This is a genomic window from Streptomyces spinosisporus (assembly GCF_022698145.1).
In the GTDB taxonomy this organism is placed as follows: domain Bacteria; phylum Actinomycetota; class Actinomycetes; order Streptomycetales; family Streptomycetaceae; genus Streptomyces; species Streptomyces spinosisporus.
Genome location: NZ_JALDAX010000004.1, coordinates 151,986 through 172,964 on the forward strand (window position 1 = coordinate 151,986; position 20,979 = coordinate 172,964).

Sequence of the window (20,979 nt, forward strand, 5' to 3'; positions counted from 1 at the left end):
GGCCGGCCTCAGCTCACCGCCGCGTAGTTCTCGTAGACCTGGTCGTCGTCGAGCGGCAGGATGCCCACGCCGCGCTCGTACTCCAGACGAGCCGTCTCGAGGAGCCGCCGCCAGGAGGTCACGGTGGGCCGCCTGCGCAGCAGTGCGCGGCGCTCCCGCTCCGTCATGCCTCCCCACACGCCGAACTCGACGCGGTTGTCCAGCGCGTCGGCCAGGCACTCCGTGCGTACCGGACATCCGGTGCACACCGCCTTGGCCCTGTTCTGCGCTGCTCCCTGCACGAACAGTTCATCCGGATCGGTAGTGCGGCAGGCGGCCTGCGCACTCCAGTCGGTTACCCAGCCCATACCGGCGCCGTCCTCTCCCGAATCGAGGCTCCCCCACGGCGGCAGCGGCATATTCACCGCCGCCAGTTGAGGACGTTACGGAAGGTGGGCAGAGCGCAACACCCCCAGCGGGCCCAATCTTGAATGGCCCGAACGGACTATGCGTAAGCGGCAGATCACCCGGGGGAGTGAGCTGGTGACATGCGTGACCTTCCCGGCAAACCGGGACAGTTCAGTTGAGTCACAACGGACGCCGACTGACACACAAGGCGGATTCGGACACGTGCCCCTCAAAAAAGTCGGGGAACCTCCGGAACGATTCGGGGTCGCCGGACGTATTGATACGTGGCCCTACTGCTGTGACAGTTGAGAGCAGCTTAGGCCAAGGCATATACGCGTGTCCGGCGAATGAGAACGTAGGCTGCCCTCATGCCAAAGAAGCGCTCGGGCGGTGGTCTGTCGCCAACGCAGCAGGCCGCCAAGTTCCTCGGTGTCAGTGTGCTCGCCGGTGCGGTGCTGGCCGGCATCGCGTTGCCCGCCTTCGGCGCGCTGGGGCTTGCCGCCAAGGGATCGGTGGAGAGTTTCGACGAGCTCCCCGCCAACCTGAAGACGCCGCCCCTGAGCCAGCGCACCACGATCCTCGACGCCGACGGCGGCCAGATCGCCACGGTCTACTCGCGCGACCGCACGGTGGTCGGCCTCAAGGACGTCTCGCCGTACATGCAGAAGGCGATCGTCGCGATCGAGGACTCGCGCTACTACCAGCACGGCGCGGTCGACCTGAAGGGCGTCCTGCGCGCCCTCAACACGAACGCGCGCAGCGGCGGCGTCGCCCAGGGCGCCTCCACGCTCACCCAGCAGTACGTGAAGAACGTCTTCGTGGAGGAGGCCGGCGACGACCCGACGAAGGTCGCCCAGGCCACCCAGCAGACCCTCGGCCGCAAGATCAAGGAGCTGAAGTACGCGATCCAGGTCGAGGAGGAGCTCGGCAAGAAGAAGATCCTCGAGAACTACCTGAACATCACGTTCTTCGGCGAGCAGGCCTACGGCGTCGAGGCCGCCGCCCAGCGCTACTTCTCCAAGCACGCCAAGGACCTCAACGTCCAGGAGTCGGCGCTGCTCGCGGGCATCGTCCAGTCGCCGAGCCGGTACGACCCGGTCAACGACGAGGCGGAGGCCACCAAGCGCCGCAATGTCGTGCTGCAGCGCATGGCCGACATGGGCGACATCTCGCAGGCCGAGGCCGACAAGGCCAAGAAGACCCCGCTGGGCCTCAAGCCCAGCAAGCCGAAGAACGGCTGCATCACCGCGGTCAAGGGCGCCGGCTTCTTCTGTGACTACGTGCGCGAGGTGTTCCTCACCGACCCGGTCTTCGGCAAGACCAAGGAGGCCCGCGCGAAGGTCTGGAACCAAGGCGGTCTGACGATCCGTACGACGCTCGACCCGCAGGCGCAGGAGTCGGCCGAGGCGTCGATCAAGGACCACGTCTACAAGAGCGACTCCGTGGCCACCGCGGCCACCCTCGTCGAGCCCGGCACCGGCAAGATCCTCGCGATGGGCCAGTCACGGCCGTACGGCTTCCGCAAGCACGAGACGCAGATCAACCTGTCGGTGGACCAGGGCATGGGCGGCGGCGCGGGCTACCAGCCCGGTTCGACGTTCAAGCCGATCGTGGCGGCGGCGGCCCTGGAGGGCGGCACGCCGGCCACGAAGTCGTACTCCTCGCCGTACGAGATGGCGTATCCGAGCCCGGTGTCGATCTGCGACGGCAAGGAGTGGCGGACCGACCCGAACAACCCGGCCAAGCTGACGAACGAGAACGAGTCGGAGCACGGCCCGTACAGCATGAAGCAGGCGACCGCGAAGTCGGTCAACACCTACTACGTGCAGCTGATCAGCGACATCGGCATCTGCCCGGTCGTCGAGATGGCCCAGAAGATGGGCGTGGAGCGCGCGGACGGCGGCAAGATGCAGCAGGCCCCCTCCATCGCGCTCGGCACCCAGGAGATGTCCCCGCTGACGATGGCGAACGCGTACGCGGCCTTCGCGGCGCGCGGCATGTACTGCACGCCGGTCGCCATCGAGTCCATCACGCAGACCGTCGGCAGCCAGAAGAAGTCCCTCGCGGTGCCGAAGTCGACCTGCTCGCGCGCCATGTCGGAGAAGACCGCCGACACCGTCAGCACGCTCCTCAAGGGTGTGGTCGAGGACGGCACGGGTCAGCAGGCGGGCCTCGGCAGCCGTCCGAGCGCGGGCAAGACCGGTACGACGGACAACCGCTACGCGGCCTGGTTCGTCGGCTACACCCCGAACATGGCGGGCGCGGTCTGGGTCGGCGACCCCACCCACCGGCGCCAGATGAAGAACATCAGCATCGGCGGTGTGTACCACTCGCTCGTCTACGGCGCCGACACTCCGGGCCCGATCTGGAAGGACGCCATGACCGGCGCCCTGGAGGGCAAGCCGGTGGAGAACTTCAACCTCGTCGACATCCCCGACGGCGACAAGGGCCGCGGCCACGGCCATGACGACGGGGACAACGGAGACCCCGGAGACGACGGTTTCATCGGCGGTCTCGTGGGCGGCAACAACGGCGGCGAGGACAACGGCGGGAACGGCAACGGCGGCAACGGGAACGGCGGCACCTTCCCGACGCCCACCTTCTCCATCCCGGAGAACCTCTTCGAGGGGCAGAACGGCAACGGCGGGAACGGCCCCGGGGGCCGGCGCGGCTGACGCCGGCGTCCGTACGCGAACGAACGGCCCCTGTGCCACCGGGTTCGGTGGGTCAGGGGCCGTTCGCACAACAGCAATGCGCACCACAACGGCCGTTCGCGCAACGGCCGTTCGCATGCGCGGCTTTTGAGGGACGTACGCCTCCCGGCCGGTCGCTCAGCCCGCCAGGTGCTTCTTCACCGCCGCGGCCACACGGCCGCCCTCGGCCTGGCCCGCGACCTTCGGGTTCACGATCTTCATGACGGCGCCCATGGCGCGCGGGCCCTCGGCGCCCGCCGCCCTGGCCTCCTCGACGGCCTGCGCGACGATGGCGTCCAGCTCGTCGTCGCCGAGCTGCTTGGGCAGGTACACGGCGAGCACCTCGCCCTCCGCCCTCTCCCGCTCGGCCTGCTCGGGGCGACCACCCTGAGCGAAGGCGTCGGCCGCCTCGCGGCGCTTCTTCGCCTCCTTGGTGATCACCTTCAGCACCTCGTCGTCGGAGAGCTCGCGCTTCTCCTTGCCCGCGACCTCCTCCTTGGTGATCGCGGCGAGCGTCAGCCGCAGCGTCGAGGAGCGGAGCTCGTCGCGCCCCTTGATCGCGGCGTTGAGGTCTTCCTGCAGCTTCGACTTGAGCGTGGTGGTCATGGGGCGATTGTCGCAGGTGCCGAGGGCCCGATGCCCGCGCATTTAAAGGGCGGTGGGGTCACGGGGGATTACCGGGCGGTGGGGACGGAGAGGTCCTCCGGGTCTGACACGATGGGAGTATGCGCGCTCGATACGGAGTACCTCTGGGGATCGCGGCGGCCGGCGCCGCGGGTGTGGTGTACGCGGCGGGGTTCGAGGTCCGCTCGTTCCGGCTGCGGCGGGTGACGGTCCCCGTCCTGCCGCCGGGGATGCACCCCCTGCGCATCCTCCAGGTCTCCGACATCCACATGGTCGGCGGGCAGCGCAAGAAGCAGCGCTGGCTGCGCTCACTGGCCGGGCTGCGCCCCGACTTCGTGATCAACACGGGCGACAACCTGTCCGACCCGGAGGGCGTGCCGGAGGTCCTCGACGCACTGGGCCCGCTGATGGAGTTCCCCGGGGCGTACGTCTTCGGCTCGAACGACTACTACGGCCCCAGGTTCCGCAACCCGGCCCGCTATCTGCTGGAGAAGGCACAGCGACGCCACGGGCTGAACGGCAACGCACCGGTCGTCGGCGCGATCCACAACCCGTGGGAGGACCTGCGGGACGGCTTCGACGCGGCGGGTTGGCTGAACCTGACGAACACCCGCGGCACGCTCAAGGTCGAGGGCGTATCGGTGGAGCTCACGGGCCTCGACGACCCGCACATCAAGCGCGACCGCTACGCCCAGGTGGCGGGCGGCCCGTCCGGGGCGGCCGACTTCTCCATGGGCGTCGTGCACGCGCCGTACCTGCGTGTCCTGGACGCCTTCACGGCGGACGCGTACCCCCTGGTCCTGGCCGGTCACACCCACGGCGGTCAGCTCTGCATCCCCTTCTACGGCGCCCTGGTCACCAACTGCGACCTGGACACAGACCGGGTGAAGGGGCTGTCGACGCACACGGCCGAGGGCCACACGTCGTACCTCCATGTGTCGGCGGGCTGCGGCACCAACCGCTACACGCCGGTACGGTTCGCCTGCCCGCCGGAGGCGACGCTGCTGACGTTGGTGGGGCGGGAGTAAGGCGCTGGTGGGACGGGGGTAACCCGGGCGGCCTACTCGCGTGGCCCCTTATACGCCCTTTGCCTAGCTTGAGGGCATGACCGCCCCGATACCCCGGGACATGCCGGATCTTCCCGCGCTGTCCGGCATGCCCTCGCTGCTGCCCTCGTCGGTTCCCGCCGCCGCGGTGGTGACTCCCGTACGGCGTCCGCTCGCCGCCGTGTACCGCTTCGTGGTCGCCCTGACGGCAGCGGCGGGAGTCACGCTCGACCTGCTGCTCGGCAGCCCCGTGCGGGTACTGAGCTACTTCACGATCCAGAGCAACATCCTGGTGGCCGTCGTCTTCGCCCTGTCGGCCCGCCGCGCCTGGAAGGCCGGCCGGCCGCTCCGCCCGGCCTGGACGGGTGCGACGCTGCTCTACATCACCATCACGGCCCTGGTCTACCACCTGCTCCTGGCCGACGCCTCGCCCGTGTTCTCCATGACGGGCAGCACGTCGGCCCTGACCGGCCGGCAGTGGATCAGCAACCAGATCCTGCACACGGTGGTCCCGGTCGCGGTGCTGCTGGACTGGCTGCTCCTGACACCCCGCGGCCGCCTACGCCTCCGCCAGGCGGCGACCTGGCTGCTCTACCCCCTGGCGTACCTGCTCTTCTCCTTCGCACGGGGCGAGCTGATCCTGCCCGGCACACCGGGCCGCTATCTCTACCCCTTCCTGGACGTCGGCCTCCACAGCTACAAGAACGTCCTCGCCAACGCCCTCCTCCTCGGTCTCGCCTTCTACGGCCTGGCCATCCTCCTCGTGGCCCTCGACCACGCCCGCCCCAACCCCGTCCACCACCGCCGAAAAACCGGATTTCGTCTCCAGCCACCGGTGGGCTAAAGTAATCGACGTCGCCGCGAGCAGCAGCGACGATCGGGGTGTAGCGCAGCTTGGCAGCGCGCTTCGTTCGGGACGAAGAGGTCGTGGGTTCAAATCCCGCCACCCCGACGCTGGTCAGAGGGCCTGGTGTGCAAGTTGCACCAGGCCCTCTGACGTGCGTACAGCAGTGGAGTACAGCAACCTCTATGGCTCTTGCTGGCCGTCTTTGGCCGGTGGCTCTTCCTGCTTCCGCTTGCCTTTCTTCTTGCTGTCTTTCTGCTTGCTGCCGCCCAGGGCATTGCCCAGTTTCCGGAGCGCCTTCCGCGTCTCCGCCGAGGGCACGTGCGTGTAGACCTCCATGGTCACGGCGATCTCGGAGTGGCGGAGGATCTGCATGGCGATCCGAGGGTGGACGTCGAGGGCGGCCAGGAGCGAGGCACAGGTGTGGCGGGTGTCGTGGACCCGGATCCGACGGACCCCCGCACGGTCGCTGCGCCGGTTGAACTCCCGATTGAAATTCCGCGGCTCCACCGGGGTGCCGTAGCGCGTCGTGAAGACGAGATCCGATTCCGTCCAGAGGTCTTTCGCCTGCTGCTTCGCCGCCTCCTGTTCCTTCATCCGCAGCCGGAGGGCGGTCAGGCAGATCTCCGGCAGCGGCAGCACAGCCTCAGAGGCCTCCGTCTTGGCCGTGTCCGTGTGAATGAGGCGCCGGCGGACGCGTTGCAGTTGGTGCTGAATCCGGAGTTCGCCAGTGTCGAGGTTCACGTCGGACCAGGTGAGGCCCAGGAGCTCGCCCTTCCGCAGGCCCAGGACGAGGATGAGGACGTACGCCGGGTACAGGTAGTCCCGCCAGGTCTGCGCGTTCTCCAGGAAGGCGCACGCCTCCTCGACCGACCAGGGGTCCGGCCGCTTGCGCCGAGCCCGCTGGACCTTGACGAGCTGGGCGACGTTCTTCGAGATGCGCTCTTCCACCATGGCGTTGGTCAGCGCACTGCGGAGGACCGTCCGCGCGTCGTTGACCGAGCGCTTCGAAAGCGTCCGTCGACAGCACTTCCCCTTAGCACAGCAGCGCTGCTTTTCCTCGGGCCGCTTCGCATCCTTGCCCTGCGCGCAGCACTGGCACGTTTCGGCGAGCTTGTTGAGCCAGCTCCGCATGTCCTGGACGGTCAGCCGGTCGAGCCGCTTCGAGCCGAGGAACGGGACGATGTAGAGACGCACGGTCGTCTCGTACGTGGCGACGGTGAGCGGCCGGAGGTTGGGTTCCACAACTTCCTTCAACCAGTACGTGAGGTACTGCGCCAGGGTCGGCGTATTGGTCGCCACCGGCCCCTTCTTCGCCTCGTTGTGGAGCTTCACCCACTTCTCGTGGACGTCCTTGCGCGTAGGCCCGTACACGTACTTGCGCTTGCGGCTGCCGTCCGGTGTCGTGACCCAGACGTACGCGGCGAAGCCGTTCCGATAGGGGTAGATCGATCCTTCGCCGTTGCCCCGCTTGCCGCTCATACCGACCACCTCTCGGCTTCTTCGGCGCAGCGGCTCACGTACTCGTCCACCCAGGACGGCAGGATGCGGCGATTGCGCCCGATCTTGACGGAACGGATCTCGCCCGTGAGCACGAGCGACTTGGTCTTGGAGAGGCTGAAGCCGAGCATTTCGGCGACTTCAGCGACCGTGTGCCACTTCCGGCTGATCGTGGCCGGAGTCATGTAGTGGGCTCTCCTTCCGTTCCGGGGGCGGGTTCGAGTGAGGCGGCGAGCCAGGTCTCGGCGGCGCTGAGGCCCGTTCCGGCGAACACCCAGTGGGCGAGTACGAGCGTGGTGTCGCCGTCCTGCGGGGCGGCCGTGGCCGCTTGGGCGCGGCGCCACTCGGCTCGGGCGTCGCGCAGGGCGCCGAGCGTGGTCGAGTAGCGGCGGGACTTGGTCGAGAAGTGGCCGCGGAAGCCGAGCATGTGAGCCCAGGCCCGAAGCCGGAGGTCTGCCAGCTCGGGGCGGGCGCCAAGAGCCCACGCGGTACCGATCATGCGCCGGGCGTGGTCCGAGATCCGGGCCTGCGCCAGCTCGGCGAGGAAGCGGATCGGCCGGTCCAGCGTGCCGGTCGCCGTCTCGGCGCCCTTGGTGGCGTACTTCGCGATGTAGGCCGCTACGGCCCGCTCGGTCAGCTCCTGGCCGTCGTCGAAGGCGGCGGAACGGATCACGCGGACATCGAGCTGTCGGCCGAAGACGAAGCGGTGCGCCCGGCCGTCGATCTCCGGTCCCTCGACCCGTGCGGCCGTGGCAGCGGCACGGATGGCGTCCGTCAGCAGCTCGGCCGAGGCCCACGCCGGGGGTTCGGTGTCTCCGCCCTCCGGGCCGTCAAGGCGGATCACCGCGTGGAAGTGGACGGCACCGCGCTTCTGGTACTCGGCCACCTTCGCGAAGGAGATCCGGGCGTGATCGCGGAACGTGCGCTGTGTGAGGCCGGCGCGCTTGGCTACCTCCCGGCGGAGGTAGATCGAGAAGCGCCTCCACAGGGCTCCCGCGTGCGCGTTCCACAAGACGGCCGCTTCGTAGTCGTACGTCTCCGGGTCGAGCGGCGTGCCCAAGGCGGGGTCCTGCTCGTCGTGGCGGATGCCGCAGCGGCAGTCCCGGCCACCGGACGGGCGGTTGTGGACCGGGCCGAAGCTCGGGGCGGTGAACGTGGCGAACACGCGCGGGTGCGTGGCGACCCGTTCCGACGTGCCCTTGCCGCCGCGGAGTCCGGCGGTGATCAGGTGGTAGGTGTCACGGCGGTACGTCTCGGCGCAGGCTGCACACCGCGTGGCGCGGCGGTTGTTGCAGCGGACGAGGAGCTGACCGGCGGGGAGGGTGGCGGAGTCCAGGTGGCGCAGGACTCGGCCGATCTCGCCGGTTGCCGTGTCGACCTCGTATTCGGTGCGGTGGCCGTCGAGGCGGACAGGGTGGGTGCAGCCGCCCAGGCCGGAGAGTTGGTGGGCCAGCTCGGGCAGGGTGCCGAGTGAGGCCAGCATGGAGAGTACCGCCAGCGGGGGCGGAGTCTGCCGGGTGATGATGGACATTCCTTTCGGCTGTTTCAGCGGTTGGGAGGGACGGCTCCGGGGCGGCGGGATGCTTGGCGGCTTTTGCCGCCCCGGCGGCCGGTCAGTGCTTGTTGGCGCTGTTGAACAGGGAGCGCAGGACTACGGCGGCGATGGCCACGGACACGGCCGATACGGCGACGGCCGCCAGGAGCGCGGTGAGGACTATCCCGACGACGACCACGGCGGCGACCGCGCCCGCGGTGGGCGTGAGCCACCGGGCCGAGGTGGGCACCGGAACCTGCGTCTGCTGAGGGACGACGGGTGTCGTCGGCAGCGTCGGGACGTCGGGGAGCTTGGGGCGGAACATGGCGAACCTCCTTGTCACTTGTGGGTGCCGTTGACGACGCCGACCCCTGATCGGGTGCCGGACTCGACGGCGGGTGCGAGGAAGGTGTGCGAGAGCCAGAAGCCGAACAGCGCGATCACCACGGCGACCCAGAGACGGACACCGAGGAACTTGATCGCGGCCCAGGCGATGACGCCCAGGACGAAGACCAGCGGCAGCGAGACGGTCACGGCGATCTCCTCAGCGGACGGAGCAACGGTGAGTCCGGGCGGCCAGCTCGGCGGCGGCGCGGCTGTCGAAGTCCGTGGAGAAGCCGCAGCGCGGCGCCGTGCAGGCGGCGGTGTGCTTCTCGCGGCCCCGGCCGTCGTAGTACGTGCCGACCTGTACGGGACCGATACGGATGACGTTGCGGAAGCGGCGGTTGGCAGTCATGACCGGGTCTCCTTGTCGGTCTCGTCGGTCTCGCTGGTCTTGCCGATCTCGCTGGTCTCGCCGGTGAAGTCGGTTACGTGGTCGGCCAGCCAGCGCACGATCTCGTCGCCCTCGTAGCTGTCGGCGGCGAGGATCACGGGTTCGGCGATCAGCACGGCTTCGGTGAGGCGGTTCTGTCGGGTCAGCTCGGCGGCGCGTTTCAGCGCGCGGAGCGTGGACGGACGCAAGGGTGAAAGCCCTCCAGGATCAGGTGAGTTGGGATGCGATGGCTTCGGCGAGCGGCATCGGGACGCCGAGCCGGGCGCGAAGCGTCGAGGTGTCGATGGGGGTTCCGGTCCGGGCGCGGTGCTCGTCGGCGACCTTGCGGGCCAGGGCGGCGAGTGCCGGCGGGACGGAAACGGTTGCGGGCGGGGCTGACTCGTGTTCTGCGGCGGGCAGTTGTGGAGCCGAGGGGGACGGAACAGCGTCCTCGTCCGGCACCGGCGCCGCATCGGGTTCCGGCGCCTCCTGCTGCGTCTGCGGCTCATGGGCGAGCAGCGTTCCGCCGAGGAAGGCGATGGCCGGCCACCCGGCGACGAGGATGCGCAGCCAGGCCGGTACCGCGTTCAGGTCGAGCAGTCCAGCGGTGGCGACGTTGGCGCCCAGCGAGGCGGTCAGTGCGACGAGGAACCAGCACCACCCAGCGCCTTTCGAGCCGCCGGACCGGAGCCGCCGCCAGGCCGCCACCAGCAGCAGGTCGACGGAGACCGGGTAGGCCCACGCTTTCCATCCGTGCTGTCCGGCGGCCGAGGCCACGTCGTGCAGGTGCGCGAAGGACAGCGCGGCGGCGATCAGCGCTTGGACCAGTACGGCGTCGAGTCGGACGGGCAGAGCACGCACCTCACGCCTCCTTCCGGTTTCAGGCATGGCAGGGGTAGGGACTTGGCGCGGGACGGCCACGCCGACCGTTTGGAGCAGATTCGGACTCGGCTACTCGGCGGCCGGTTGCGGAATCACGACCGGCCCGGAGTCCTCTACCGGCACAGGAGGGACGTACGGCCGGAAGGGAGCGAGCGCCGGAAGGTCGGGGGCGAGGTGAGCCGTTGCGCGGCAGGTGGCCGCGGCATCAGCGAGGGAGAGATACGGGGTACGGATGCGGGACCAGCCGCCGGAGGTGTCGCCGACGACGGCCAGGCCGGGCAGTTCGGCAGGGATGGCGCAGGCGCCGTAGACCGCCTCGGGGGCGATGTCGCCGAGCGCCATCTTGGCGGAGGCCTCGTCGTTGACGCGGTGGCAGACGCGGCCGGTGAGCTGGGCCCGGAGCATGGTGGCGCCCTTGCCGAGTTCGGCGCCGAAGCGCTGCCCGCAGACCTCCAGGTAGAGGCCGGCGGCGCGGCCGAGTTGGGCGAGGCGGATGAGCTGGGTGACCATCTCGTCCCGCCGTTCCTCTTCCTTCCTGGTGGCGACGAGGAAGAGTTCGGCCACCTCGTCGATGAACAGCACGATGGGAGCCGGGCGTTCGTCTTCCGGCAGGCCCCAGATGTCCGAGGTGATCAGCTCTTCCGGAGTGCCGGGCGCGATGCCCCGCCGGGCCTTGATCAGGTCGTAGCGGTCCTCCATTTCCTTGACCAGCACGGGCAGCAGCTCCGCCGCCTGGTCCGGGTCCGTCGCCAGCGCGGAGAGTCGGGCAGCGAACGGCGCCAACTCGACCCCGCGTTTGCAGTCGATGCCGACCAGGACGACCGGCTGAGCGGCCAGCCTGGTGAGCAGGTTCCGCAGAAACATGGACTTGCCCGACAGCGTTGCGCCCAGGACGAGTTCATGCGGAACGGCCCGGTAGTCACGTACGAACGCGGTCGCGTCCTCCCGCACAGCCACCGACACCCGCAGCAGGTCACCGGCGACCCGACGAGGCATCCGCACGTTGCGGAGGACGTCAAAGCCGACGAGCCGCAGTTCCACGACACCGGGCTTGACGTCCCGGACGTACACGGCATGTACGCCCCAGGCATGCCGGAGACGTTCCGCCGAGGCGGCGACGTCCGCCGGTTCCTGTCCCGGCGCCAGCCTCAACCGGACCCGCAGGCCGGTCGAAGTGGGCCGGATCAGACCCCGGCGCGGCGGCACCGGTCGAACCTCCCGGCGAGTCGTGGCCTTGACGGCCAGTGCCCGCCACCGGGGCGGCGCGACCGTCAGACCGCAGGCGTCCATGGTCGACGTGTACGAGGCCAGCAGCCGGGCCACCGAGACCGGCAGCCCGACCGTGGACCAGTACGCCGCCGGGTAGGCGTGCCGGGCATAGGCCGCGCCGCCTATCGCAGCGAGCGGCCCTCCCAGTTCGGCCAGCGTCACGAGGTCTGTCACGTCGATCAGCCCGCCTCAGCCATCGGGAAGGCGCCCGGCGCAATGGCGGTGGCCCGGTAGGCGATGCCGTGCCGCTGCTGGCCGTTGAAGACGCTTTCCCACGGACGAGCCACCAGGCCCGGAAGCGAGACCGGCGCGCCGACGGTCAGGCCGTCTGTGACACCGCTCTCCGGGATGGTGACCTGGATCAGCGACGACTCGCCTTCGTCGATGTAGACGACGCCGACGGTCATCAGTGCCTCGCCGCTCACGGCGTCCTTGGCGATCTCACCGGTCTGCCGGTCGCGCACCTTCGGCGCCGGAGCTTCGGTCAGCAGGATCGTTGCGGACGAGGCGTCAATACGGATCACACGCACAGAGATTTCTCCTTCAGAGTCGATCAACCTGCCACCTGACAGGTTGACTTAGCAAGTTCGAAGTTAGAGATGCCAGGTTGACTTGTCAAGTGGCTTCAGGGGAGAACTCGCCCCTATCGGGGCTCAGTTCAGACGGTAGGTGTCTTCCAGTTCCTGCCGATCAGCAGGAAGCAGCACGTCAGAGACTTGCAGGGCTTGCCCCGAAGCGTCACGGGCAACGACAAGAACACTGAGAACGGGTACGCCATCCGGCATGCCGAGAAGCTCGGCTTCGCCAGCCTCGGGCAGTCGCGCGGAGATCCGCTCGGTCACGTGGTCGAAGCGGATCTTCTTCCTGGCTTCCAGGTGCTCGCGGACGCTGCCAGTCAGAAGCTCGGGGCTGTCCAGTTCGGTCCCTTCGAGGAGGCCGGCGGGGAAGTACGACGAGACCAACTCGACTGCTTCGCCGTCCTCTTCGACAAGAAAGCGGCGCACGAGGACCTTGGTCCGCTTGGGCAGGCCGAGAGCAGAGGCGATCCGAGCGGGCACGGGGACTTCGCCGACGTCGACCAGCCGACCCGAGGCCTGCGACTCGTCGCGCTCCAACGCCTCACGTCCCCGCCGGTCCTGTTGCTCGACGACTTCCGGACGCCCCCGCACGATGGTCCCGAACCCCTGCCGGGACTCCAACCATCCGTCCCGCTTCAGCAACTCCAGCGCACGCACGACGGTCGGGCGGGACATCCCGAAGGCCTGGACCAGCTGGTTCTCACTGGGAACGCGCGTGCCGGGCGGGTACGTGCCGTCTTCGATGCGACGCTGCATCGTCTGCGCGAGACGCACGTACTTCGGTGGCTCGACTTCATACGCCATGAACGCCGCCCGGTGAGATTGGCCAAGTCAACTGGTCAACCAGACTAGCGTCTGCGCTCCGCTCACAATAGATGCAGGGCGGTACGTCAACTCGGCCAGGCATCGGCCACCACGAAGGAGACCACCGTCCCGCCGAAGCGACTGGGCCCGGAGTGCCACGTATCAGCGATGGAGTCGACCAGGAGAAGCCCACGACCGTGCGCGTCATTGGCGTCCGGGCGCCTGAGTCGCACGCTGGCGGGGAACCCAGGATTGTGCACTTCCACCCGCAGCGAGGTCCCTTCTCGGAACCACTCCACCCGCACCATCCACGGCTCGTCCGACCGCCCGTAGACGATGGCGTTCGTCACCAGCTCCGAGATCATCAGCGCGCAGTCCTCGACCGAGCAGGCCGGGTTGTGCGGGGCGATGAACTTCTGGAACCAGCGCCGCGCCCGGGGTACGGACTCCGGAGCGGGGTGCAGCGTCATCGCTCCGAGACGCGGCGACTCCGGGGTGGGATCGCGGTCGAGTGTGTATGCCATCCGCGCTTACTCCTTGCCGGTGCCGTCGCAGTCGAGGCACCGTCGCTTCGATGTGGCACGGCCGCGGTCGTTGGCAGTGGAGAGCGCCAGCGTCGTACGCGAGCTGACACGCTTCCAACCGCGCCCCCGGCACCCCCGGCAAGCTAATCGCGCACCCTGATCCGGCCGCCGACCCGTCACGCCGTGCCTCCTTCCCAGTAAGTGGCCTTAGCCACTTACTGGATAGTGGCATTAGCCAGTCTGCCGATGCAAGCGATTCGGCAGAACTGCCCGCAGTCAGGCGAGCGGGTAGCCCTGCTCGAACGCCCAACGATGCGGCGGGTACGTGGCTTCGGCGAACTCCAGCGGACGGTCCTGAAGGTCGTAGACGACGTGATGGACCACCAACACGGCCGACTCGGCCTCCAGTTGGAGGTCTTCGGCCTCTTCCGCGGTCGCGGCCCGAGCACACATGCGATCTCCGGCGTAGCTTCCCTGACGTCCCGTCATCTGCTCGACATACATCAGGGTTCCCTCCTGGATCCGCTCGGGGTCCATGAGCTTCGGTGCCCGCTCACCGACGTCCGGAGCGAACCACGAGGTGGACAAGGTGGTAGGCCCGTCCTGGTTGTTGGTCACGCGTCGGCGGTGAACGGCCCGACGGTCCCGCACCAGGCCCAACGCCTCAGCGACATAGTCCGGCGCCTCCAACCAGCCAGCAGACGTGATCACGGCGTACTCACCCGGCGTGTAGATCTTGCCGGTCTGCCGCGCCCGGCCGTACAGCTCACGCGCCCGCCGATTGACCTCCAGGCTCCGCACGTACGTGCCTGATCCCTGGCGCTTCTCGACCAGCCCCTGATGGCTCAGCGCTTCGAGCGACCGTGCGGCCGTCGGCCTGGACACCCTCCAGTCCGCGGCGAGTTGGCGTTCCGAGGGAACCTCGTCCCCCGGCTTCAGGTCGCCCCGAAGAATCTGATCACGAATGAAGTGCGCGATCTGGAGATACTTCGGCTGAGCCTCCTCGATCTGTGGCATGTTCTCTCCTGTCCAAGTGGCTATGGCCTCTAGCCACTATAGGGTGAGTGGCCAATATCCGAACCCGTAACCTTGGGCACATGACGCGGTTGATCGTCGCAGCAGGAGGAGGGGGCGACGCAGTCGCCGCCGCAATGCTTGACGCCGCCCTCTACGGCGACGACGACCAGGCGGTGATCCTCACGTACGCGTGGGACCGCCTGCTCATCGACCCGGTACCAGGGCCCCGGGGCGCCGAGAACTTCACGGGTCTCGAACCCCTGACCCCCGCCGTCTGGTCGGTGCCGGCGGACGCCCGCCCGGTCCCACCGGCGGGATCAACGCTCCCCCGGCTCGCGGCAGAGCTCCCGCACACCTTCGCTCTGCTGGACCCGCACCACGGCGCCGAGGGCGTGACGCGCCAACTGGAAGAGCTGGTTGGCCACTTGGAGCCCGAGTCGATCGACCTCCTGGACGTGGGCGGCGACATCCTGGCCCGCGGCGACGAGCCCACGCTGAAGAGCCCACTCGCCGATGCCCTCACACTGGCGGCATGCTGCCAACTGGACGCGCCCATACGCCTCTTGGTTGCGGGCCCCGGCCTTGACGGCGAACTCCCGCTCGACGACCTGCGCGGCATACTCGGCCCACTCGTCCACACCTTCACGACGAAGGACACCGAGCCGGTCAGCTCGGTCCTGGAGTGGCACCCCTCCGAAGCAACGGCGATGCTCGCAGCGACGGCCCGAGGCGTCCGCGGCACCTGCAAAGTACGCGACGCAGGCCTCCCCGTACCGCTCACGGACGAAGGGCCCACCGTCCACCAGGTCGACTTGGACGAGGCACTGAGCCGGAACGAGCTGGCCCGCGCAGCCGTGACGACGACGACTCTGGACGAGGTCGAGACCCACAGCCGCGAAATCTGCGGTTACTCGGAGATCGACTATGAACGCAACAAGGCCGCCTGGCTCAAGGACCAACCGCCGACAGAGCTGGACCCGAAGGCAGTTCTGGCCGAGCTGGAACAGTTCGAAGCCCACGCCCGCAACCGCGGAGTCACGCACACGACGTTCCGCCACCTCACGGAGGCCCTGAACCTCAACGGCACTCAGCGCCAAGACCTACGCGAACTGCTGATTAACAGCCGCCCGGAGCAGTACGACGCGCCCTTGTGGCACATCACGACACGACCTGAGTAACAACCTTCTTCACGGGTTCAAGTCGGCTCGCTCCGCTCGCCGCGCGCGGCCCGGCCCCCGGCCGGGCCTGCGCTCCTGTCTCCGCCCCGCTCCAGCCCGGCCGGCGCCCGTGCCGCGCTCCCAGCAATCAGCCGCCTGATGCCAGAAAAGGAGTACGTCGTGGCTGGGGCGGTCGGCTCCACGGCTTTACGCAGCCACTTTGGCGCGAGCCTCGAAGATCATGGCCCCAACGTCGTGCTTTACCGGGCAGGTCCACAGACTGCCCGACGCGCCGGAAGCTTACGGGGCCATGATCACTCGCGCCAAAGCAGCTCCAGCCCAAAGCCGCTACGCCGACCTGGATCACCATTGGGTGCAGTCAGTCCTCTGCTTCCAGTTCGGGCCCAATAATTGAGGGAACCACTTCACGGTAGATGGCAATAGGGATGATTGAAATGGCAGGCCAAACTGGAGCCTCGGTAAACCCCATCCCTTCAATGGCCCTACTCGTCTCTTGGATCATCTTTTCGAGGATTTGACGATTCACCTCCTCCCTGCGCGAAAAGGCCTGCTGGAGTTCGCCCATGACCTGCTCAAGGCGGACAGTAGGGGACATGTGATCGCGCTCTGGAATCCGACTAACTGTCGCTAGGGTTGTCCAGTTTTGCAAATCCGCCCCCAGGCGAGAGAATAGAACCGATTTCTCTCCCGCTAGGTAACCGCCCGCGTCGGAAATAACACCGGAAAATTGATACTCGCGCTCACCCTCCCCGCATGGGAAAACGCGCAGAGTTAGATGTTCGCCATACATCGCTTTAACGATTTGCGTTACCTCAGTGGAGAAAGTTTTGTCATCACTGAAGACGTCAAAAGCGGTAACGGATTTCGCGAATGAGGCCGGGTAGATGAAGCTCGTCGGACCAGTGATCCTGATGAGCGAGCCAAGGTTTAGGGCCTTGTGTATGCGGCCACGATTCCAGTTCTTCGGCTTTTTTGATACCTCAGTAACGTCAGCCAGCATTCGTGCGAATTCCGCGTCGTCTTCCAGCATGGCAACGTGCAGGTCTGCCAATGACCGCACTTCCTGGTCGCTTGAACCCTCCTCGTGATGCTGGCCTTCAATTCCAGTGAGCGACGCGCTCCACTGGCGAGTTCGATCCGACCGCCGCTCTTGCGGAAGCCCGAGAGCGAGTTGAGCGAGAAGCGTCCGGACCCTTGGCACATCAACGTAAAGGTACTCACGCACTCTAGCTTGCGTCTTTTCCATGACACCTACCACGACCCTCACCGAGAGCTTCTGTCAGTTCACTTCAAATAGACCTGACTGCATGGAATGTCAAGCTTTGGCCAATGCCTACGGCGGCTGCAACCCGCGGCTTCACCTCGGCCACGTCGCACACGGGCAACTCGCGACGATCTGGCGGGAGCCGCAGTAGAGTACACACGTGGCTCTTACTGATGATGAACTGACCCTCTTGGAGTACATCTACGACAAAGCGGAAGGTGATCTTGCAAAGCCCGTAGACGTTTGGTCGGTCTTCGACCGTGACACCGCGGGTTCTGCGGCGCGAAAACTGCAAGACTCCGGTCTGATTGAATTGGCGTCTGTCGCCGACGACTACAGAATCACCGGATTCGGTATTGACCAAGTGTCTAACTTGCGCGCACTAAGAAGCAATGGTCCTGCTCGAATGGCCGCTTTGCGCCTACGATTGATACATTGGCTGTATAGTCACTATCTTCACGGTGGCGGGCCAGATAGTACAGAGGTTTTCAAAGTCTCCGATCAGGCAGCTTACATCGGACAGCCCTTTAGTGATCGCGAGATTGTCCTGGCCGTTGACTATTTGCAGACAGCAGGGCTCATCGACGGCATGAGACTAGACCAATCGGAACATCTCATACGGCCAGTTCTCACCCCCAAGGGGGTGGATTGTGCAGAAAGCGAGAAGACGGTGTCTGAATTCTTGAACCCGCCGACGTCCAACGGTCCAACGTTTAATGTGCGGATTGATGGCTCGCAAAACGTTGTTGTTGGGACGCAAACCGACTTCACCCAGAACAATACATCCGGCATTGAGCCAGCAGTGCTTGCCCAACTCGTTCACTTCGCGACTGTCGCTCGTGAAGGAATTCCGTCCTACGGACTCGACGAAGCTGAGCAGATCGAGGTGCAAGAGGCCGCACAGGAGTTGGAATCCGAAGCACAGAGCGATGCCCCGGAAAGGGGGCGCCTACGGCGCCTGACTGACCGGCTCGTCGCTGCAGTGACGCCTGCCGCTGGAAGCGCGCTGGGGGGAATCGTCACAGCGCTAGGTGAGCAGGCCGTGAGCGCGATTTCAGGATGACATGCTCTGACGGCTGCCAAAGCGAGAAGCTTTGAGAGGGAAGCTGCCGCTCGCGGGCTCGAACGAGGCAGGTAGGGCACCGCAATCAACAGCTGCCGTCAGCGGAACTGATCGCACCCTCAGTATGCGGGCAGACGGTTTACTGCGTAATGGCCCGGTACCTGGTACGCAGGGGGAGACTGCTTCGCTCTCGTTTCAGTTGAGTCAAGAGCGACGCTGCCGCTTCGTCCGTGATCGGCCACTGGTTCGCGTCCCACTCCGGCTCGAAGTAGGGCGCAAGAGCTGCTAGTTGCCGACGCATCTCGTGCATGGCATCGGCCAGTCGCTCGAACCCTCGGATGGCAAGCTGCGCATTGAACTCGTCTGCTCGTTGACGGTCGGGCCCCAGTTCACCCGGATCAACGTGTCGCGGGTAGTGCCGAGCCAAGTCTGCTGCCTTGACGGCAGCAATGGCTCGATCAAAGGCCTCACGGCGTGAGGTCTGCCAGGATTGACGACGAGTTCCCCAGGGGTTGAGGAAGGCGCCGACTGCCACACCGGCGAGCGCGAACGTTGGCGCGATCCAGGGTATGAGCCCGGCCAATTGATCCCCCTGATATCCGAGTGTCGCTGATGCAGCGTAGCCCAGGCGTAATGACCGGCTGTGTCTCAGCTGTCCGAGGCCACTTGTCAGTGGCCAACGACGACGCTCTCACGAGTTGCCGTCGACCGGCCCTCAGCTCTCGTTGCTCCTGCCACACTCCGCTCATGAGGCGTTGCGCAGGAGTGACACGGCGAGGGCAAGCGTGCAGAAACGCAGCAGGGTGGAACGGCTACTGCCATCAACATGGTGGCAGTGGGCGAGTCTGGGCGCCGAAGCTTCGCCGGCCGACCTCCAGACCTCAACGACGTGGCTGGCTCTGGAGACTGTGGCGGTTGCTCGTCGACAAGGTTCGATCACCTTCGTGACGGAAGAACCTAGTCCCTGCTCCTGGTCGTGCCAGGCGCGTGCCAGATCGTGCGGGGAACCACGGGGAACACCGGGTACTAGCCCGACAAGGGATCGGATGCTCGCAAGGTCCCCCAGGTCAGCCGAGCAATCGCCCGTAAGTCACCTCAGCTCAGGGCTCTGACCCGAGGCTGCATGAGCCAGAACACTATGGGTGTCGCTGAAACCGACACTCAGACCGCGCACGGGCGAGATGATGAGCCATGGTGACTCGTCGGCCATCAGCGGAACCCAGCCTGCTCGTTGCTGTCTGGTGGCTGTTCCTCGCTGCCATGGGCTTCGTCATGTTCCTCGGCGGCATTTCGTTCCTCCTTGGCGTTTCGCACGGTAAGCCCGGCCCGGCACCCACCGTCACGGTCACAGAGACGCAAATCGAACAGCCCGACGTCTCTGACACCATCCCGGACAGCGTCATCGAAGACAGCCTGTCGAGCCTGCCCACGCCAAGCGCCTGTACTGAAGCCGATGCCCAGGGCACCATCCCGCGGGACCGCTGGGCACCGTGTGGTCAACTCCTCGGCTACTTCGACGACACGACACCAAGTCCGTGACCAGGGCGACAGCGATGCCTGCCCGTCTCAGTTTCCGTCTCATTCAGCACGGTTCACCGCCGTTCAGGACGGACCGGGAGTTGATGGCGAGCATGCGGCTGGCCGCCTATGAACCCAGGTGAACGCCCCTGCACACAGCCCTTAGCCCCACCAACACAGTTGGAAAGCGTGTTGGCGGTGGTGTGTTTCAGCAGGTTCCTGGTCGTGGTGGGCCCGGTTGGGTCTGTCGGACACCGGTGCAGGCCACCAGCGTGTTGCCGTCCTCGTCGAGAAAGAGCATGAAGACCCACGATCCGTCGGCAGTCCTGATCTGGCCCAGTCGAACCGGTCTGCCGTATTGGTCCAAGCGTTGTACGGCCCGCGCCAAGCCCGTCGTCTCGGTGCCTCTCCGAAGAGTGAGACGGAGCCGACGTCCGTAGATAGTCGCCAGCGACTCGGCTGACGTCGTTCCATCCCAGACCACGTGAGAAGCGCCGCCATAGAGAGCAGACAGGGCCGCCGCCGACGTTTCGTCACCACCCCCCGTCAGCAATCGTTCGAGCTGTTCTCGCTCCATGGCCTCACCCCGGTTGGGATCCTGCTGTACAGCAGCGAAGTACAGCAACCACCGCGTCCGGCGTCGACCGACAACAGCTATCGGTGGCCGACCGACCAGCCCACATGACCTCACTGACCACCCAGCCGAAAGTTCGGGACGAAGAGGTCGTGGGTTCAAATCCCGCCACCCCGACGCTGGTCAGAGGGCAGGTACGTAACTTCGTATCTGCCCTCTGTCGTTGGTTCAGGCGGTGCGAGGGTCCGGCCCGGTGTCGGGCTCGCTCCATGCGGCGCGGCGGGCTGTTTCCGTCAGTTCGGCCGGGTCGGCGGTGGCGTTGTGCGGCTCGTCGGGCCACTGGGCGACGAGTGTGGACGCCCAGTCGGCCCACTCGGCGACCAGTCGGTAGTAGTCCGTGAGGAAGCGGCCGACCAGCAGGGTCTGCGCGGCCCGTTGGGGGAAGGCCCCTTCGCCGGCCGCGTAGGCGCGGGCCGCGGCGAGGTTGTCCTGGTTGCGTTCTACGGCCCAGGCCCGGGCCGCGCGCAGGGTGGCCCGGGTGTCGGCCGTGCTGCCGGAGTCGGCGAAGAAGACCTTCAGGAGCTGTTCCGACTCCAGGGCCGGCCCGGCGCCGGGCTCGTGGAGCCAGGTCGCGAGCGCGTCGCGGCCCTCGGGAGTGATGGCGTAGACGGTGCGGGGGCGTCGGCCCACCGGCTGCTGTTCGGCGCGGGCCAGACCGTGCCGGGCCAGTTTCTTGGGCTCCTCGTAGATCTTGCTCTGTGCCCTGGGCCAGATCCGGCCGAGGCTGCGGTCCATGTGCCGGGCCAGTTCGTACGTGCTCCATGGGCGCACCGCCAGCAGTCCGAGGATCGCGTAGGACGTCGTGGTGAACGTGGGTCGCCTGGGTTGCCTGGGTTGCCTTGACATCGCCACCTCTGGGAGATAAG

Annotated in this window: 24 protein-coding genes and 1 tRNA gene; 8 read left to right on the top strand and 17 right to left on the bottom strand. The window is 66.9% G+C overall.

Translation table 11 applies throughout. From position 1 onward, the window contains the following. Positions 1-8: 8 nt before the first annotated feature. Complete coding sequence (wblA, locus tag MQN93_RS12130; protein ID WP_037783411.1) at positions 9-347, bottom strand: transcriptional regulator WblA; 339 nt, start codon at positions 345-347, stop codon at positions 9-11. A gap of 408 nt (positions 348-755) precedes the next feature. Between wblA and MQN93_RS12135 the strand changes: the two genes are divergently transcribed. Continuing rightward, positions 756-3,062 carry a transglycosylase domain-containing protein gene (locus MQN93_RS12135; protein WP_242709481.1) on the top strand — a complete coding sequence of 769 codons (2,307 nt, stop codon included), beginning with the start codon at positions 756-758 and terminating at the stop codon, positions 3,060-3,062. Positions 3,063-3,218: 156 nt separating this feature from the next. Here MQN93_RS12135 and MQN93_RS12140 read toward each other — a convergent pair whose 3' ends face one another. Further along, positions 3,219-3,686 (bottom strand): GatB/YqeY domain-containing protein, encoded by a 468-nt coding sequence (locus MQN93_RS12140; RefSeq protein ID WP_037783410.1) that lies wholly within the window; start codon positions 3,684-3,686, stop codon positions 3,219-3,221. 119 nt (positions 3,687-3,805) lie between these two features. Here MQN93_RS12140 and MQN93_RS12145 point away from each other — a divergent pair, with 119 nt between their 5' ends. The 3 genes from MQN93_RS12145 (at position 3,806) to MQN93_RS12155 (ending at position 5,702) form a co-directional block, all read left to right on the top strand. Continuing rightward, entirely contained in the window at positions 3,806-4,732 is a 927-nt protein-coding gene (locus MQN93_RS12145) for a metallophosphoesterase (protein WP_242709482.1), read from the top strand. A 76-nt stretch (positions 4,733-4,808) separates the two neighbouring features. Further along, a complete protein-coding gene (locus MQN93_RS12150) occupies positions 4,809-5,594 on the top strand; it encodes a Pr6Pr family membrane protein (protein WP_242709483.1) in 786 nt (261 codons plus the stop codon). 34 nt (positions 5,595-5,628) lie between these two features. Further along, positions 5,629-5,702: transfer RNA gene (locus MQN93_RS12155), tRNA-Pro, on the top strand. Positions 5,703-5,777: 75 nt separating this feature from the next. Here the strand turns inward: MQN93_RS12155 and MQN93_RS12160 are convergent. The 13 genes from MQN93_RS12160 to MQN93_RS12220 all read right to left on the bottom strand — a co-directional run bounded on the left by MQN93_RS12160 (position 5,778) and on the right by MQN93_RS12220 (position 14,456). Continuing rightward, positions 5,778-7,076: a site-specific integrase gene (locus MQN93_RS12160; protein ID WP_278190680.1), complete on the bottom strand. Its 1,299-nt coding sequence runs from the start codon at positions 7,074-7,076 to the stop codon at positions 5,778-5,780. Next, a complete protein-coding gene (locus tag MQN93_RS12165) occupies positions 7,073-7,279 on the bottom strand; it encodes a helix-turn-helix domain-containing protein (protein WP_242709485.1) in 207 nt (68 codons plus the stop codon). Before MQN93_RS12165 ends, MQN93_RS12160 begins: the two co-directional genes overlap by 4 nt. Then, positions 7,276-8,577 (bottom strand): replication initiator, encoded by a 1,302-nt coding sequence (locus MQN93_RS12170; RefSeq protein ID WP_242709791.1) that lies wholly within the window; start codon positions 8,575-8,577, stop codon positions 7,276-7,278. Before MQN93_RS12170 ends, MQN93_RS12165 begins: the two co-directional genes overlap by 4 nt. A gap of 130 nt (positions 8,578-8,707) precedes the next feature. After that, positions 8,708-8,953 carry a SpdD protein gene (locus tag MQN93_RS12175; protein ID WP_242709486.1) on the bottom strand — a complete coding sequence of 82 codons (246 nt, stop codon included), beginning with the start codon at positions 8,951-8,953 and terminating at the stop codon, positions 8,708-8,710. A 14-nt stretch (positions 8,954-8,967) separates the two neighbouring features. Then, positions 8,968-9,162, bottom strand: a complete 195-nt coding sequence (locus tag MQN93_RS12180; protein ID WP_242709487.1) for a hypothetical protein — start codon at positions 9,160-9,162, stop codon at positions 8,968-8,970. Positions 9,163-9,172: 10 nt separating this feature from the next. Beyond that, the gene (locus tag MQN93_RS12185; RefSeq protein ID WP_242709488.1) at positions 9,173-9,364 is read right to left on the bottom strand and encodes a mobile element transfer protein; all 192 of its coding nucleotides are present in this window, start codon (positions 9,362-9,364) and stop codon (positions 9,173-9,175) included. Further along, positions 9,361-9,591, bottom strand: a complete 231-nt coding sequence (locus tag MQN93_RS12190) for an RING finger protein (protein WP_242709489.1) — start codon at positions 9,589-9,591, stop codon at positions 9,361-9,363. Before MQN93_RS12190 ends, MQN93_RS12185 begins: the two co-directional genes overlap by 4 nt. A 19-nt stretch (positions 9,592-9,610) precedes the next feature. Then, positions 9,611-10,243 carry a DUF2637 domain-containing protein gene (locus MQN93_RS12195; RefSeq protein WP_242709490.1) on the bottom strand — a complete coding sequence of 211 codons (633 nt, stop codon included), beginning with the start codon at positions 10,241-10,243 and terminating at the stop codon, positions 9,611-9,613. A 90-nt stretch (positions 10,244-10,333) separates the two neighbouring features. Next, entirely contained in the window at positions 10,334-11,707 is a 1,374-nt protein-coding gene (locus tag MQN93_RS12200; RefSeq protein ID WP_242709491.1) for an FtsK/SpoIIIE domain-containing protein, read from the bottom strand. A gap of 5 nt (positions 11,708-11,712) precedes the next feature. After that, positions 11,713-12,063, bottom strand: coding sequence for an SCO3933 family regulatory protein (locus tag MQN93_RS12205; protein WP_242709792.1), 351 nt, complete (start codon positions 12,061-12,063; stop codon positions 11,713-11,715). 123 nt (positions 12,064-12,186) lie between these two features. Further along, on the bottom strand, positions 12,187-12,915 hold the full coding sequence (locus tag MQN93_RS12210; protein ID WP_242709492.1) for a GntR family transcriptional regulator: 729 nt from the start codon (positions 12,913-12,915) through the stop codon (positions 12,187-12,189). An 86-nt stretch (positions 12,916-13,001) separates the two neighbouring features. Further along, positions 13,002-13,439: an ATP-binding protein gene (locus MQN93_RS12215; RefSeq protein WP_242709493.1), complete on the bottom strand. Its 438-nt coding sequence runs from the start codon at positions 13,437-13,439 to the stop codon at positions 13,002-13,004. Between the two features lie 276 nt (positions 13,440-13,715). After that, a complete protein-coding gene (locus tag MQN93_RS12220; protein ID WP_242709494.1) occupies positions 13,716-14,456 on the bottom strand; it encodes a GntR family transcriptional regulator in 741 nt (246 codons plus the stop codon). An 80-nt stretch (positions 14,457-14,536) separates the two neighbouring features. Here MQN93_RS12220 and MQN93_RS12225 point away from each other — a divergent pair, with 80 nt between their 5' ends. Beyond that, positions 14,537-15,634, top strand: a complete 1,098-nt coding sequence (locus tag MQN93_RS12225; protein WP_278190683.1) for a DUF1152 domain-containing protein — start codon at positions 14,537-14,539, stop codon at positions 15,632-15,634. A gap of 358 nt (positions 15,635-15,992) precedes the next feature. Here MQN93_RS12225 and MQN93_RS12230 read toward each other — a convergent pair whose 3' ends face one another. Then, positions 15,993-16,880 (bottom strand): DUF6414 family protein, encoded by an 888-nt coding sequence (locus MQN93_RS12230; RefSeq protein WP_242709495.1) that lies wholly within the window; start codon positions 16,878-16,880, stop codon positions 15,993-15,995. 178 nt (positions 16,881-17,058) lie between these two features. Between MQN93_RS12230 and MQN93_RS12235 the strand changes: the two genes are divergently transcribed. From MQN93_RS12235 to MQN93_RS12245, 3 genes are all read left to right on the top strand, one after another. Continuing rightward, entirely contained in the window at positions 17,059-17,961 is a 903-nt protein-coding gene (locus MQN93_RS12235) for a hypothetical protein (protein WP_242709496.1), read from the top strand. Between the two features lie 289 nt (positions 17,962-18,250). Further along, positions 18,251-18,439: a hypothetical protein gene (locus MQN93_RS12240; protein WP_242709497.1), complete on the top strand. Its 189-nt coding sequence runs from the start codon at positions 18,251-18,253 to the stop codon at positions 18,437-18,439. A 713-nt stretch (positions 18,440-19,152) separates the two neighbouring features. Next, positions 19,153-19,500, top strand: a complete 348-nt coding sequence (locus tag MQN93_RS12245; protein WP_242709498.1) for a hypothetical protein — start codon at positions 19,153-19,155, stop codon at positions 19,498-19,500. A 781-nt stretch (positions 19,501-20,281) separates the two neighbouring features. On the opposite strand, the gene MQN93_RS12255 is transcribed toward MQN93_RS12245, so the two are convergent. Then, the gene (locus MQN93_RS12255; protein ID WP_242709500.1) at positions 20,282-20,959 is read right to left on the bottom strand and encodes a PadR family transcriptional regulator; all 678 of its coding nucleotides are present in this window, start codon (positions 20,957-20,959) and stop codon (positions 20,282-20,284) included. Positions 20,960-20,979: the final 20 nt, after the last annotated feature.